This is a genomic window from Streptomyces sp. P5F9, assembly GCF_057961495.1.
In genome coordinates this window covers 1-13,025 of sequence record NZ_JBXVPZ010000269.1, presented here as the reverse complement: position 1 = coordinate 13,025, position 13,025 = coordinate 1, and the positions used below count along the sequence as shown (strand labels likewise).

Genomic DNA, 13,025 nt, shown 5'->3' with positions numbered 1-13,025 from the left:
GGTAGGGAGGAAGGCGGTCCAGGAGGCGGCGGCAACGGTGAGGGTCGGGCCGTCCGGGTTCTTGGAGTCGCGGATGTGGGTGGTGTGGGGGCAGGTGGCTATCTCGACGCAGTTCCCGCCGCCGTCGTCGCTGTACGAGGACTTGCGCCAGTCGTAGGCGACTTCGACGCAGTTCCCGCCGCCGCTGTCGCTGTAGCTGGACTTGAACCACCGCAGGGCGCGGGTGCCGCTCATCTCTCTTCTCCTGCCAACCGCTCGATGAGGCTCAGGGAGTCGTCGGGGCTCAGAGCCTGTGCGCGGATCTTCGCATAGCGGTGCGTCAGTTGGGATACTTCCGGCGGATCGCTGACCAGGATGCCCTGGTCCTCGATCTCCAAGTACACAACGTGCTCGTGCTCCTTGGTCACCACGAGCTTCATGGAGCCACGGGCCCCCGCGTACGTTCCGCGCAGCCCGCGATCCAACGGCAGCACCTGAACACATACATTGTCGCGCTGTGCGTCCTCGGCGAGCGAACGCAACTGCTCCCGCTGTACGTCCCAGTTGCCGAACGGCCGCCGCAGCACGCTCTCTTCGAGGATCAGCTCAATCATCGGGGTCGGGTCCCGGTCGAAGAGTCTCCTGCGAGCCAGCCGCGCCTCGACTAGTTCTTCTCGCTTCTGCTCGGACACCGGCGGATAGCCGCCCCCGATCAACGCCCGCGCGTAGGCCTCGGTCTGGAACAGGCCGTCGACGACCAGCGTCTCGTACGACGAGATCGTGATGGCCCCTGCCTCGATCTCCGCGAACCCACGGAAACGGGTCGGGTACTTCTCGAACAGCATCCACTTGCGCGCCTCTTCGAAGACCCCGAGCCCACCTCCGACCTGCTCCTCCAACTTGGCGAGCATCTTGTCGCTCGCGGGCTGCGCGCAGGTCTCCATCGCACTGATGGCGGACCCGGTGTAGCCGGTCATCTTGCCCAACTCCACTTGCGTGAGCCCCTGTTGCTCACGCAGTGCCTTCGCGAGGAGGGCGACGAGATGCGCCACCCCGCTCGCCTCCGACTTGTTCTCCGCCCGCGCCATCGCGGTCACCCCCGAACTCAACCGAACTCAACCGGTCAACAGCACCCCGCACCCGTATCCAACCGTTGCGGACGGTCGACGCAGAGTTATGGAAGACGGTAGCTGTGACTGCCGAAACTATCCGCATGGATACGCAAAGTGACCTGAAATGGATCCCCGCAACCGGCATCCAACTCCGCAAGGCGGGGGTCCAGTTCGACGCGGTACGGGTGGACGGCGACGAGGGCAGAGACCTCGCGGACAGGCTCGCGCGCATGACGGGAGGGGCGCCGGGGCCGGTCGTGGAGGAGGTGACGGGCAACAGGGCCGTCTACTTCCTGGTCCCGGTCGGCAGCACCTCCCACCGCCCCTGGCCACCCGGAGTAACCCGCCTCACCGCCGGCCCGAACCACGTCTCGTACATCCCGGTACCGGCCCTCAACGGCCATACCTGGCCCCTGACTTGGCGCTACCGCCCGACCGCACCGGACCACTTCGTCCACACGCTGTTGCTGCACTCTGCGCTGGAAGGGTGGGGAGAGGTCAGGCGTCCAGACCTGGATCAGGTGTGATCTGCCAGATGGTGACCAGTTCCGCGCGGGGCGTGACCATGTACACGAAGAAGCCGCCGTCCACGAACGCGTGCTTCGCTCCCTCGTCGCTGTCCTGGTAGGCGGGGCCGTGGAGATGCAGTGCCTCGGCGGCTCTGACCAACTCGTCGGCCATCTTCTCGACCGCGGCCAGGAATGCGGGTGGCGCCCCGGATGCCACCGTCTCCTCGTCGGGGACGTATTCGCAAGCCCAACTCACGTGTCGCGCACCGCCCCGGCCGCCTCGCGGTAGATGACGCTCGCGGTGGTCAGGTGCGCGCGCGCCTCGTCCGGCGTGGTCGCGATCCGCGCAAGGTACTCGGCGCGATGGTAGGCCCGGGCTGTCGCGGGGTGTCGCTCGATCTCGATCAGGGTGGCCCAGTGTGCGAGATAGGCGTGGACGGGTCTGACCGAGTTGTGCTGCAACGCCTCGGTGAGGGCCTGGTCCTTGGCCTGGTCGTAAGAGGGGAGCAGATGCGGGGCCACGATGGCGCAGGCCGCGCGCAGCCCACGCGGGGTGCGGTCCGGGCGGGGGATCGCGGGGACGTCGTCATGTTCGGCGTGTTGCACGCTCATGCTGCTGTTCCCTTCGTGGCGTCGCTGGTCTGGACTCTAGCGCGCATCGCGCTCGCGTAAGCGCCTCGCAGACTCCCGGCCGCGCGTCCGTGCAGTGCCGGTCTTTCGAAAGAAACGGAGTGTCGATGACCGTCACACTCGTACGCCCGGAGAAGGTATACCGCCGGTATACTTTGCTCATGGCTGACACCACGATCAAGGTCGACCCCGCTGTCCGGGACCGTCTCCAGGAGCTTGCTCGGGAGCGCGGGATCACCATGCGGGACCTCGTGGCCGAGCTGGCCGGGGCCACGCCCACCAAGGAAGAACTGCGCAAGCGGTATGAGGAGACCAGGGCGTATGTGGAGGAGCACTTCCTCGGCAGGCCCTACACGGAGGAGGACGAGAGGGCCGGCGAGAAGCTGTGGGCCGACCTCGAAGCCGGGCGTATCGGGGAGGTCCAGTGACGGGGGAGGAGCGGTACCCGCTGCCTCGTGCCGTCATCTTCGACGACACCGCCGCGCTGGCGCTCGGTGCGGGCAACATCATGGCCTCCCGGCTCGTTGTCGAGGCCGAGAAGGACCCCGCCCTGCGGGTCTACATCCCGGCGCTCAGTCTCGCCGCCGCCGAGCGGGAGCGGGCTGGGGTCGCCGAACATGTCGGCGCGTTGCCGTCCGTGGCCATCGAGGGGCTCGACTTCGCGGCGGCGGCCGCCGTGGGCAAGCGGCTGCGGGTTCCCCGCGACGCCGAGGGTGAAGGTGAAGGCGACAAGGGCGAGGCCGACTGGAGCGGCGCCCATGTCCTGCACCTCGCCCTGCCCACCGTCGAGTGGCCGCGCGGCCGATCTGTCCTGACCAGGACGCCCATCCGGTATCGCGGTACCGGTATCCGCACGATCCGGATCGTCGAGCAGAGCTGACCGCAAAGGGGGCGCCCCCACCGGGCCGCCCCCTTTGTCCGGGCATATCCTGAATGCGTCCACCCGCGCACGCCAACCAGAAGAAGGTGACTGCGATGCGCATGATGCTGAAAGCGTCCATGGACACGGAGAAGGGGAACGAGGCCATCCGCAACGGGACTCTCGGGAAGCTCATGGAGGAGTCCATGGAGCAGATCAAGCCCGAGGCGGCCTACTTCACCGCCGACGGCGGCAAGCGCACCGCGTTCCTGTTCTTCGACCTGAAGGACCCCTCCGACATCCCGTCGATCAGTGAGCCGTTCTTCCTCAACCTGGGTGCCGAGCTGACCTACACCCCGGTGATGAACGCGGAGGATGTCACGAGCGGCCTCTCCAAGATCCGCTAGGCCCTCACTCCTGCGGCGTCCCCTGGATCTTGGCGAGGGTCAGGACGCCGCCGCCGATGCCCCAGCCCGCGTCGGCGACCTCTTCGACCAGGACGAGCGTGGTGGCGCGGGCGCCGTCGCCGAAGATCTCGGCGTACAGGTCCGTGGTGCGCGTGATGATCTGCTCCTTCTGCTCCGCGGTGACGGCGCCGGCGGGGACCTTGAAGTTCGCGAAAGGCATGGTGCTCTCTTTCCTCGTGGTGCTTCGTGTGGTGCTCTTGCGGGATGGGGCAACCATCCGTCCGCGTCGCCCGCCTCGCCAGGGCTGAGCCCACCCAGGGGTTGGCGGCCCCTGGCTCCGATCTCGTGGAGAGGAGACGATGGGCGGGTGAACCTTCCCGAGCTCGCGGCGTTCCTCAAGTCCCGGCGTGACCGGGTCCGGCCGGCCGATGTCGGGCTGCCCGTCGGGCCCCGGCGCCGGGTGCCCGGACTGCGGCGCGAGGAGGTCGCGCAGCTGGCGGGGCTGTCCGCCGACTACTACACCGAGCTGGAGCGGGGACGTGGCGCCCAGCCCTCGGCCCAGACGCTGGCCGCCCTCGCCCGCGCGCTGCGCCTCGGCGGTGACCAGCGCGACCATCTGTTCCACCTCGCCGACCGGCCGCTGCCCGAGTCGGCGCACGGCGTGGGCGCGCGGCACGTCCAGCCCGCCCTGCTCGGGCTGCTGGACCGGCTGGCCACCACCCCGGCCCAGGTCATCACCGACCTGCACGAGACTCTCGTACAGAACGAACTGGCCGCGGCGCTGCTCGGGCGGGCGCCGGAGCCGCGCGGGCCCGCCACCGGGTTCGCGTACCGCTGGTTCACCGATCCGGCCGCTCGCGCGGTCTACCCGCCCGAGGACCACGCGCACCACTCACGCGTCTTCGTCGCCGACCTGCACGCGGTGGCCGCCCGCCGCAGCCGTGACAGCGAGGTCGCCGGGATGACGGCCGCGCTGCGGCGGCGCAGCCCGGAGTTCGCCGCCCTGTGGGACACCCACGACGTGGGCCTGCGTCGCGCCGATCACAAGCGCATCGTGCACCCCGCGCTGGGCGTCATCGAGCTGGACTGCCACAGCCTGTTCAGCGAGGACGGCCGCCAGCGCCTCCTGTGGTTCACGGCCCCGCCCGGCACCGAGGGCGCCGCCCAGCTCGAACTGCTCGGCGTCATCGGCACACAGGACATGGCGGCGGACGAGAACACCTCCCGCACCACCGGCTGAGACCACCGGCCGACGCAACGGGACGGGCACCCCTCGCGCTCGCCTCAGGTGAGCTTCCGGTGCGCCTCGATGTGGTCGAGCATCGCGTCCAGCGCCACTTCCAACGGCCTGACCTGGCGCTGCAGTTGGGTGAGCAGAAGGCCGCCCTGGAGCGCGGCGAGCGTCGCGAGGGCGAGGTCGTCGGGGTCGGTGTCGAGTTCACCGCGGTCGTGCATCGTCTGGAGGCCGCCGCGGATCGCCGACTCCCAGCGCAGGAAGCCGCTGGCCGCGGCGAGCCGTGCCTCGGGGTTGGTCTCGGCGATCTCGCTGCCGAGGGAGCCTATCGGGCAGCCGCCGCGGCACTGCATCCGGAGCTGGTACTCCACCAGAGCGTCCCGCCACTGCCGTAGGCCCTGCATGGTGTCGAGCCCGGCGAAGAGCGGTTTCTGCATGTCCAGCACCGCCTCGGTCTGGAACTCGATCACGGCCAGCAGCAGTTCCTGCTTGTCGGCGAAGTAGTGGTAGATCTGCGAGCCGCTCACCCCGGCGGCCGCCCGCACGTCCTCCAGCGTCGCCTCGGTCACGCCCCGCTCGTACATGAGCTGCGCGGCGGCGGCCACGATCCGGCGCCGGGTCTCCTGCCCCTTGCGGGTCAGCTTCTTCTCGGGGGGCCGGCGTACCTCGGTACTCATGCCCGCCACGCTAGCAGATTCTGGATTGGACAACCCATTTTTTTCGGACCAGTGTGGGTCGCACAACCCATTCCTGGAAGGACTCGCCATGGAACTCTCCGACAAGGTCGCCCTCGTCACCGGCTCGACGGGTGGCATCGGCGCCGAGACGGCACGGCTGATGGCCGCGGCCGGCGCCGAGGTCGTCGTCTCCGGCCGCGATGCCGAGCGCGGGGCCGCGACCGTACGGTCGATCACGGACACCGGCGGCAGGGCGCGCTTCGTCGCCGCCGACCTCACCGACCCGGCCGCGCTGCGCCGCCTCGCCGACGCGGCCGGGCCGGTCGACATCCTGGTCAACAACGCGGCGATCTTCCCCGGAGCGCCGACCGTGGACCAGGACCCGGGCACGCTCGACGAGACCCTCGCGGCCAACGTCCGCGCCCCGTACCTCCTCACCGCGGCCCTGGTTCCCGCGATGATCGCCAAGGGCTCCGGCTCCATCGTCAACGTCAGCACCATGGCCGCCCGGATCGGCCTGCCCGGGCTGTCCGTCTACAGCGCCACCAAGGCCGCGCTGGAGTCGCTGACGCGCACCTGGGCGGCCGAGTTCAGTCCGGCGGGCGTGCGCGTGAACACCGTCGCGCCCGGTCCCACGCGGACCGACATGGTCCTGGCGAACATGGGTGAGGAGAATGCCGTGCAGTTCGCGAAGACCACCCTGCTCGGCCGGCTGGCGGCCCCGCGTGAGATCGCCGAGGTGATCCTCTTCCTCGCCTCGGACCGCGCGAGCTACCTCACCGGCGCCACCCTCGCGGCCGACGCCGGACGCACCGCCGTCTAGCCGGGAGGAGCGTGAGCAGGATCGTGGAGTACTAGCTGAACACGATCATCGAGCCCTGGGCCAGGCTCCGCGTCGCCGCCGCGTGCAGGCCCAGCCACACGTGCCGCTCGCGGGCGAACGGGCTGGGGTCGTACGGTGCGGCCACCGCCGGTTCCTCCAACTCCGTGGGAGCGGAGGGGGGTTCGGGCGTCGCCGGTGGGTTCGCCGGGTCGATGCCGATCGTCGGGGCCACGAACTCCAGCTCGCGGAGCAGGGTTTGGGACGAGCCCAACGGGCCGCCGCCGGCGAGGAGTTCGTCGTTCGCGAGCGGGTGCGGGAAGTCGACCGGGACGTAGGCGCCCGCGTGGTCGTAGTGCCAGACCAGGTGCGACTGCTGGGCCGTGGTCTCGAACATCTCCAGGAGCTGTTCGTAGTCGCCGCCCAGTTCGTCGACCGGTGTCACCGGGAGACCGCAGACCTGGAGGAGGTAGGCCCGGCGCAGGAAGTGCAGCGCGTCGTAGTCGAAACCCGCGACCGGCGCGACCTCGCCGGACAGGCCCGGCATGTACTGGTACACCGGCACCGGGGGGAGCCCGGCCTCGGCCAACAGGGAGTTGTAGAGCGCGAGTTCCTCGGCGAACGGATTGTCGGGGGTGTGGCACAACACGTCGACGAGCGGGACCAGCCACAGGTCACAGGCCAAAAGGGGGCTCCTCGGTTACTCGCTGCGCATCGTGGATCTCGCATGGTGGTCAGGCAAGAGTAGGGGGAAGAGTAGTCGGTGCGGCCCGGGTCAGCTCCCCTCGTGCAGGTCCCATACCCACACGCCGTCCACCCACTTACCGGGTTTGCCGACCAGCTTCTCCACAGCGGTGCGGAGCTTGTCGTCGTTGGGCTGCGGCGCGATCACCAGCGCCCCCGCGTGCCAGAACGCGAAGTCGGCCTTGGCCTGCGCCTGCCAGTTCTTGCCGATGGTGGGGATGACGCCGGTGTAGCGGACGTCCCGCAGCATGTTGGAGGTGTAGCGGGGCGAGGCGCCGTAGATGCCGATGCGGTCGTCGCCGTAGGGGCCGTTGAAGTAGCCGCCCGGCATCTTGAAGCCGAGGCCGGACGCCGTCTGCCAGTGCAGGGGCTCCGCTGCGCCGGGGTCGGCCAGCGGGACCGGGACGATGGACTCGCCGGCGCGGACGTACGACTTGTAGGTGCCGTCCGTGAAGAAGGCCGGTACCGCCGCCCGGTCGACCGCCTTCAGGGGCGCGGGGATGATCGGGATCACGGCCACGCAGACGGCGAGCAGACCGATGTACTGCGTGCCGATCTGGCGTGTGACCGCCAGCTTGTCGACCGCGATCGCCAGCAGCATGCCGAGTGCCGGTGCGCAGATCATCGCGACCCGGCCCTCGATCACCGACTCGAAGAGCGGCTTGTGGGCGAGCAGGGCCCAGGGGCCGGGGTAGACCGTGTCCGTGAGCGGGATGCGGATCTTGGGGCCCATGGAGAGGATCGCCGCCGCGACCGCCGTGAACGCCAGCGCCTTGACGAGGGCGTGCTCCCACAGGCGTACGACGATGGCGAAGGCGAGGGCGACGAGCGGCCAGCCGTAGAAGGCGTTCTGCTCGGTGGGGTTGAGGGAGAGGGAGTTCGCGCGGACCTCGTTGCCCGCGATCAGGGAGCGTTCGGCGAAGGAGAGCAGGGCGAGCGGGCTGTTGCCGGCGTTGTCGCCGTGCAGGACGCTCTTGTAGCTCTGCGGGCCCATGAACTGGTAGTAGAGCGGGATCAGGATGACCGGCGCGCAGACCCCGGCCGCGATGCCCAGGCCCTTGAGGAGTGGGCGCCAGGACGCGCGGACGACATCCCTGTTGAGGACTCCGTACGACGCGGCGAACAGGACCATGCCGATCGACGCGAGGAGGAGCGGTTCCTCGCCGAGGAAGACCTGGTAGGCCGCCATCACGCCGAGGACGACGCCGTCGCGGACGACCCGGGTGCCCGCGCACAGGCGCAGGGCGCGGTCGATGATCAGCGGGATCATGAAGAGGATGACGAAGTTCGGGTGCGCGTTGGCGTGGCTGACCATCGGCGGGGCGAAGGCCGCCAGCGAGGCGCCGACGAAGGCCGCGGCCCGTTGCCGTACGACACGCTTCACGATCAGCCAGTACCAGGCGGCGGCCGTGGCCGCGAGGCCGAGCGCCATGCAGACGCTGAGCGAGACCGCGGGGCCGGCCAGCAGGGTGAGGGGCGCGAAGGGCACCGACAGGCCCAGCATGACCGTGTTGGCCATGAGGTTCACGCCGTCGGGGAAGCCCTGGAGGTTCGAGAAGAGCGGGTTGTGGAGGTGGGCCACGTTGTCGGCCGTGACCGCGAAGAACCACTCCCACTGGTTCTGGTCCTGGAGCGAGTCGACCAGGTAGCGGTGGTCCGGGTCGAAGAGGCGGCCCGAGTAGAGGCCGACCGACATGAGGAGGAAGAGGACGGTGACCAGGATGTCGACCGGGCGCAGGGAGCGGGCGCGCAGGCGGCCGAGTTCGGTGAGGACCTTGGCGTAGTCGAGGGGCCGTACCTTCGAGCCGGACTGGTGGGCCCAGCGCACCGGGACCTCGGCGACCTCCCAGTCCGCGCGGCGGAAGTGCTGGAGGACCTCTACGTCGATGCCCCAGCCGTTGATGCGGGAGGCGGCGAAGGCCTCGCGGGCGCGGTCGCCCTCGAAGAGCTTGAAGCCGCACTGGGTGTCGCGTATGCCGGGCACCGCGGCCTGGCGTATGAGGAAGTTGCCCGCGCGGCCCAGGAGTTCGCGTATCGGATGCTGGTGGCTCTCGATCGTCGCGCCCGGCGCGGCCCGGGAGCCGATCGCGGCCGCGTGGCCCTCGCTCAGCTCCTTGTCGAGTTTCTCCAACTCCTCGATGGGCGCGGCCAGATCGGCGTCGGTGACCAGGACCCGGTGTCCGCGCGTGGCGGCGACGCCGAGGCGCAGGGCGTGGCCCTTGCCGCGGTTGCGGGGGCTGGTGACCAGCTGCACCCGCGGGTCGGCGCGGGAGGTGACGACCTCGCGGGTCCCGTCGTCGGAGCCGTCGTCGGCGACGATGATCTCCCAGTCGCCGAAGCGGCCCTCGTTGTCGCCCAGGTACGTGGTGATCGCGTCGAGCGTCGGCCCGAGCCGCCGCTCCTCGTTGTAGGCGGGCACGACGACACTGAGGTCCACGACGGCGACACTGGGCTCCACGGCCGGAGTGGCCCTTTCCGGTCCGGTCACCGGGCGGCCAGCCGCTCGATGAGGTCGAGGGAGTGCGTGTTGTACGCCAGGACGATCGCGCGCGCGGCCGGGGTGTCGCGGCGCGCCAGGGCGTCGACCAGTTCGGTGTGCTCGGACCACAGGCGGCCGCGCAGATCGCTCAGCCGGCGCAGGTGCTGCACCGTGCACACCCAGGACTGGACGCGCAGCCGGTGCAGGAAGTCGCCGAGGTAGGGGTTGCCGAACATGGCGCTCAACTCGCGCCAGTAGCGCAGGTCGTAGCCGATCAGCACGGTGAGGTCACCGGCGTCGGCGGCGCGCTGCGCCTCCTCGCCGCGGCGGCGGACACCGGCGAGCGCGGCGACCGTACGGGGGTCGTCGGTGCGGCCGAAGACGGGGTGCCCCTCGGCCAGGGCCAGGAACATGCCCTCGGTGACCAGGGCGCGGGCCTCGATCATCCCGCGGTGGTCGGCCACCGAGTACTCGTGGACGCGGAAGCCGCGGTGCTGGTCGGCTTCCAGGAGTCCCTGCGCGGAGAGATCGACGAGCGCTTCCCGGACCGGAGTCGCGGAGACGCCGTACTGCTCGGCGATCTCCTTCACCGTGAACTCCTGGCCGGGTTGGAGCCGGCCGGCCAGGACCTCGTCGCGCAACGCGTCGGCGATCTGCTGCCGCAGGGTGCTGCGGGTCACGGCGCCGCTGCCGCTGCTTCCTCCGGGCATCGTCGGGGCGTCTCCCTCGTCGCGTTCGATGGCGTACTCGTATATGTCTACGAGCACGCCACCTTACGCGTTCGGGTTCCCGTCCTGCCCGGATGCGGGCACCAGTTGAACGGACCCGCCCATTCCGGGTGCTAAGAGGTGTATTCGGCGCCGTATTGCACGTCGTATTGCACGCCGTTCTACGCGGTGAATTCGTCCGCGACGGAGAGCGCCGCGTCCAGAGCCGCGAGGCCCTCCTTCAGTTCGGCCTCGGTCACGTTGAGCGGCGGGACGACGTGGGTGCGGTTCATGTTGATGAACGGCCACAGCCCCTGCTTCTTGGCGGCGGCCCCGAAGGCGGCCATCGCCGCGTTCGCCTCACCGGCCGCGTTGTACGGCACCAGCGGCTCGCGCGTCTCCCGGTCCTTCACCAGCTCAAGCGCCCAGAACATGCCGACCCCGCGCACCTCGCCGATGCTCGGGTGCCGCTCGGCCAGCGCGCGCAGCGCGGGCTCGACGACCGTCGTACCAAGGGTCTTCGCGTTCTCTACGACGCCCTCCTCGGCCATCACGTTGATCGTCGCGACGGCCGCGGCACAGGCCAGCGGGTGCCCGGAGTACGTCAGTCCGCCCGGGTAGGGCCGCTTGCCGAAGGTGTCCGCGATCGCGCCGGAGATGGCGACACCGCCGAGCGGCACATAGCCGGAGTTCACGCCCTTCGCGAAGGTCATCAGGTCCGGTACGACGTCGAACAGGTCCGCCGCGAACCACTCGCCGGTCCGCCCGAACCCGGCCATCACCTCGTCCAGGATGAAGACGATCCCGTACTTGTCGCAGATCTCACGGACCCCGGCGAGATAACCGGGCGGCGGCACCATGATCCCGGCCGTCCCCGGAACGGTCTCCAGGACGATCGCGGCGATCGTGCCCGGCCCCTCGAAGGCGATCGTCGTCTCCAGGTGCTCCAGCGCGCGCTCGCACTCCTGCGCCTCGGTCTCGGCGTAGAAACGGGACCGGTACAGGAAGGGCGCCCAGAAGTGCACGACCCCGGCGGCGGCGCTGTCGCTGGCCCAACGGCGGGGGTCACCGGTGAGGTTGATCGCCTGCTGCGTACCGCCGTGGTAAGAGCGGTAGGCGGACATCACCTTGGGCCGGCCGGTGTGCAGCCGGGCCATGCGCGTCGCGTGCTCGATCGCGTCCGCGCCGCCGTTGGTGAAGAAGATCTTGTCCAGGTCCCCGGGTGTCCGCTCGGCGATGAGCCGGGCCGCCTCCGAGCGGGCCTCGATCGCGAAGGCGGGCGCGAAGGTGGTGAGGGTCGCGGCCTGCTCCTGGATCGCGGCGACGACCTTCGGGTGCTGGTAGCCGATGTTCGTGTAGACGAGCCCGCTGGTGAAGTCCAGGTAGCGCTTGCCGTCGTAGTCCCAGAAGTACGACCCCTCCGCGCCGGCCACGGCGAGCGGGTCGATGAGCTCCTGCGCGGACCAGGAGTGGAACACGTGCGCACGGTCCGCGGCCTTCACGGCGGCGCCGGCCTGGGGGTTGGGCTGAGGGGTCATGCGGGTGAGCGTAAATGTCCGCGATACGGAAACGGAATCGGCGTCCTGTCTGTGGTCGGGGGGTTTCCGCGACAGGTTGTCCACCGGTGTGGGGGGCCGCTGGAAGCTGGGGGTAAAACTAACCGCTTTCCACCCATGTGACCGGTTAGAAATGACCCCAGCCTGCAGAGGGGGACGGGGTCTCCCGTTACGGAACCGTAGACACCGGGCCGGCCGTCTCGTCGATTCCCCGCACTATTCTCGGTCTGTCGCGGAGCACAGGGCACAGGGGCGCGACCGGGGCGTGACCGGGGAATTCAGGGGAGGCGGCGCGGTCGTGGAGAAACTGGGGGCGGCCGATCCGCAGCGGATCGGGGCGTACCGGCTGCTGGCCCGGCTGGGAGCCGGTGGCATGGGGCACGTGTACCTGGCCCGGTCGGACCGGGGACGCACGGTCGCCGTGAAGCTGGTGCGGGAGGACCTCGCCGCGCAGGAGGAGTTCCGGGCGCGGTTCCGGCAGGAGGTGCGGGCCGCGCGGCGGGTCGGCGGCCACTGGACGGCACCCGTGCTGGACGCGGACACCGAGGCCGAGGTGCCGTGGGTGGCCACCGGGTACGTCGCCGGGCCGAGCCTGCAACAGGTCGTCGGGCGCGATCACGGGGCACTGCCCGAGCGGTCGGTACGGATCCTCGCGGCCGGGCTCGCGCACGCGCTCCACGACATCCACGCTGCCGGCATCGTCCACCGCGACCTCAAGCCGTCCAATGTGCTGGTGACCATCGACGGCCCCCGTGTCATCGACTTCGGCATAGCGCGGGCCCTGGAGACACAGGCCGGGGACGGGCTCACCCGCACCGGCTCGCTGGTCGGCTCGCCCGGTTTCATGGCGCCGGAACAGGTGCGGGGCGACCGCATCACCCCGGCGTGCGACGTCTTCTGCCTCGGTTCCGTCCTCGCCTACGCCGCGACCGGCACCCTTCCCTTCGGCGCCGCGAACAGCGGTGTCCACGCCCTGATGTTCCGCATCGCCCAGGAGGAACCCGACCTGTCGGGCGTCCCCGAGGGCATCGCCGACCTCGTCCGCGACTGCCTCCGCAAGGACCCGGCCACCCGCCCCACCCTCAACCGCATCCTCGACCGCACGGGCGCCGAGGACACCGTCTCCGGCGGCCGCTCCCGCGACCCGTGGCTGCCGGGTGCCCTGGTCGCCCAACTCGGGCGGCACGCCGTGCAGTTGCTGGACACGGAGGACCCGGAGACGACAGAGCTGGAACGGGTGGATCCGGAGAAGGACGAGCCGGGGGAGCGAGGGGAGGGCGGTTCGGCGGCCGGGAGCGCGGAGGGTTCCGAG

The 13,025-nt window shown here is 70.2% G+C and carries 17 protein-coding genes; 7 read left to right on the top strand and 10 right to left on the bottom strand.

Annotated features, from left to right (window positions below; all coding sequences use genetic code 11):
- Both AC31A1_RS32985 and AC31A1_RS32980 read right to left on the bottom strand, forming a co-directional pair.
- Positions 1-234: DUF397 domain-containing protein (locus AC31A1_RS32985; RefSeq protein ID WP_489656843.1), on the bottom strand; the 234-nt coding region annotated here is incomplete at its 3' end.
- The gene (locus AC31A1_RS32980; protein WP_489656842.1) at positions 231-1,076 is read right to left on the bottom strand and encodes a helix-turn-helix domain-containing protein; all 846 of its coding nucleotides are present in this window, start codon (positions 1,074-1,076) and stop codon (positions 231-233) included. The genes AC31A1_RS32985 and AC31A1_RS32980, both read right to left, overlap by 4 nt.
- Positions 1,077-1,192: 116 nt before the next feature.
- On the opposite strand from AC31A1_RS32980, the gene AC31A1_RS32975 reads away from it, so the two are divergent.
- The gene (locus AC31A1_RS32975) at positions 1,193-1,618 is read left to right on the top strand and encodes a hypothetical protein (protein WP_489656841.1); all 426 of its coding nucleotides are present in this window, start codon (positions 1,193-1,195) and stop codon (positions 1,616-1,618) included.
- Here the strand turns inward: AC31A1_RS32975 and AC31A1_RS32970 are convergent.
- Both AC31A1_RS32970 and AC31A1_RS32965 read right to left on the bottom strand, forming a co-directional pair.
- Positions 1,590-1,856 carry a hypothetical protein gene (locus AC31A1_RS32970; RefSeq protein WP_489656840.1) on the bottom strand — a complete coding sequence of 89 codons (267 nt, stop codon included), beginning with the start codon at positions 1,854-1,856 and terminating at the stop codon, positions 1,590-1,592. The genes AC31A1_RS32975 and AC31A1_RS32970 overlap by 29 nt on opposite strands.
- Entirely contained in the window at positions 1,853-2,212 is a 360-nt protein-coding gene (locus AC31A1_RS32965) for a hypothetical protein (RefSeq protein ID WP_489656839.1), read from the bottom strand. The genes AC31A1_RS32970 and AC31A1_RS32965 overlap by 4 nt, the downstream gene beginning before the upstream one ends.
- Before the next feature lie 179 nt (positions 2,213-2,391).
- On the opposite strand from AC31A1_RS32965, the gene AC31A1_RS32960 reads away from it, so the two are divergent.
- From AC31A1_RS32960 to AC31A1_RS32950, 3 genes are all read left to right on the top strand, one after another.
- A complete protein-coding gene (locus AC31A1_RS32960) occupies positions 2,392-2,658 on the top strand; it encodes a cupin domain-containing protein (RefSeq protein ID WP_489656838.1) in 267 nt (88 codons plus the stop codon).
- On the top strand, positions 2,655-3,110 hold the full coding sequence (locus AC31A1_RS32955) for a PIN domain-containing protein (protein WP_489656837.1): 456 nt from the start codon (positions 2,655-2,657) through the stop codon (positions 3,108-3,110). Before AC31A1_RS32960 ends, AC31A1_RS32955 begins: the two co-directional genes overlap by 4 nt.
- Before the next feature lie 95 nt (positions 3,111-3,205).
- The gene (locus tag AC31A1_RS32950) at positions 3,206-3,496 is read left to right on the top strand and encodes a hypothetical protein (protein ID WP_489656836.1); all 291 of its coding nucleotides are present in this window, start codon (positions 3,206-3,208) and stop codon (positions 3,494-3,496) included.
- Between the two features lie 4 nt (positions 3,497-3,500).
- Here the strand turns inward: AC31A1_RS32950 and AC31A1_RS32945 are convergent, their stop codons facing one another.
- Positions 3,501-3,716, bottom strand: a complete 216-nt coding sequence (locus AC31A1_RS32945; RefSeq protein WP_489656835.1) for a tautomerase family protein — start codon at positions 3,714-3,716, stop codon at positions 3,501-3,503.
- Positions 3,717-3,863: 147 nt separating this feature from the next.
- Here AC31A1_RS32945 and AC31A1_RS32940 point away from each other — a divergent pair, with 147 nt between their 5' ends.
- Complete coding sequence (locus AC31A1_RS32940) at positions 3,864-4,736, top strand: MmyB family transcriptional regulator (protein WP_489656834.1); 873 nt, start codon at positions 3,864-3,866, stop codon at positions 4,734-4,736.
- A gap of 44 nt (positions 4,737-4,780) precedes the next feature.
- Here AC31A1_RS32940 and AC31A1_RS32935 read toward each other — a convergent pair whose 3' ends face one another.
- A complete protein-coding gene (locus tag AC31A1_RS32935; RefSeq protein WP_489656833.1) occupies positions 4,781-5,407 on the bottom strand; it encodes a TetR/AcrR family transcriptional regulator in 627 nt (208 codons plus the stop codon).
- An 88-nt stretch (positions 5,408-5,495) separates the two neighbouring features.
- On the opposite strand from AC31A1_RS32935, the gene AC31A1_RS32930 reads away from it, so the two are divergent.
- The gene (locus tag AC31A1_RS32930; protein ID WP_489656832.1) at positions 5,496-6,230 is read left to right on the top strand and encodes an SDR family NAD(P)-dependent oxidoreductase; all 735 of its coding nucleotides are present in this window, start codon (positions 5,496-5,498) and stop codon (positions 6,228-6,230) included.
- Between the two features lie 31 nt (positions 6,231-6,261).
- On the opposite strand, the gene AC31A1_RS32925 is transcribed toward AC31A1_RS32930, so the two are convergent.
- The 4 genes from AC31A1_RS32925 to AC31A1_RS32910 all read right to left on the bottom strand — a co-directional run bounded on the left by AC31A1_RS32925 (position 6,262) and on the right by AC31A1_RS32910 (position 11,695).
- Positions 6,262-6,912: a hypothetical protein gene (locus tag AC31A1_RS32925; RefSeq protein ID WP_489656831.1), complete on the bottom strand. Its 651-nt coding sequence runs from the start codon at positions 6,910-6,912 to the stop codon at positions 6,262-6,264.
- Between the two features lie 90 nt (positions 6,913-7,002).
- A complete protein-coding gene (locus AC31A1_RS32920) occupies positions 7,003-9,429 on the bottom strand; it encodes a dolichyl-phosphate beta-glucosyltransferase (RefSeq protein ID WP_489656830.1) in 2,427 nt (808 codons plus the stop codon).
- A gap of 26 nt (positions 9,430-9,455) precedes the next feature.
- Positions 9,456-10,160: a GntR family transcriptional regulator gene (locus AC31A1_RS32915; RefSeq protein ID WP_489656845.1), complete on the bottom strand. Its 705-nt coding sequence runs from the start codon at positions 10,158-10,160 to the stop codon at positions 9,456-9,458.
- 179 nt (positions 10,161-10,339) lie between these two features.
- A complete protein-coding gene (locus tag AC31A1_RS32910; RefSeq protein WP_489656829.1) occupies positions 10,340-11,695 on the bottom strand; it encodes an aspartate aminotransferase family protein in 1,356 nt (451 codons plus the stop codon).
- 316 nt (positions 11,696-12,011) lie between these two features.
- Here AC31A1_RS32910 and AC31A1_RS32905 point away from each other — a divergent pair.
- Positions 12,012-13,025 (top strand): serine/threonine-protein kinase (locus AC31A1_RS32905; protein ID WP_489656844.1); only part of this gene is annotated, 1,014 nt, incomplete at its 3' end.

Excerpts from the sequence above, each read along its gene's own strand:
- AC31A1_RS32975 (WP_489656841.1), top strand. The coding sequence starts at position 1,193 with ATGGATACGCAAAGTGACCTGAAATGGATCCCCGCAACCGGCATCCAA.
- AC31A1_RS32965 (WP_489656839.1), bottom strand. The coding sequence starts at position 2,212 with ATGAGCGTGCAACACGCCGAACATGACGACGTCCCCGCGATCCCCCGC.
- AC31A1_RS32960 (WP_489656838.1), top strand. The coding sequence starts at position 2,392 with ATGGCTGACACCACGATCAAGGTCGACCCCGCTGTCCGGGACCGTCTC.
- AC31A1_RS32950 (WP_489656836.1), top strand. The coding sequence starts at position 3,206 with ATGCGCATGATGCTGAAAGCGTCCATGGACACGGAGAAGGGGAACGAG.
- AC31A1_RS32945 (WP_489656835.1), bottom strand. The coding sequence starts at position 3,716 with ATGCCTTTCGCGAACTTCAAGGTCCCCGCCGGCGCCGTCACCGCGGAG.
- AC31A1_RS32935 (WP_489656833.1), bottom strand. The coding sequence starts at position 5,407 with ATGAGTACCGAGGTACGCCGGCCCCCCGAGAAGAAGCTGACCCGCAAG.
- AC31A1_RS32930 (WP_489656832.1), top strand. The coding sequence starts at position 5,496 with ATGGAACTCTCCGACAAGGTCGCCCTCGTCACCGGCTCGACGGGTGGC.
- AC31A1_RS32915 (WP_489656845.1), bottom strand. The coding sequence starts at position 10,160 with ATGCCCGGAGGAAGCAGCGGCAGCGGCGCCGTGACCCGCAGCACCCTG.
- AC31A1_RS32910 (WP_489656829.1), bottom strand. The coding sequence starts at position 11,695 with ATGACCCCTCAGCCCAACCCCCAGGCCGGCGCCGCCGTGAAGGCCGCG.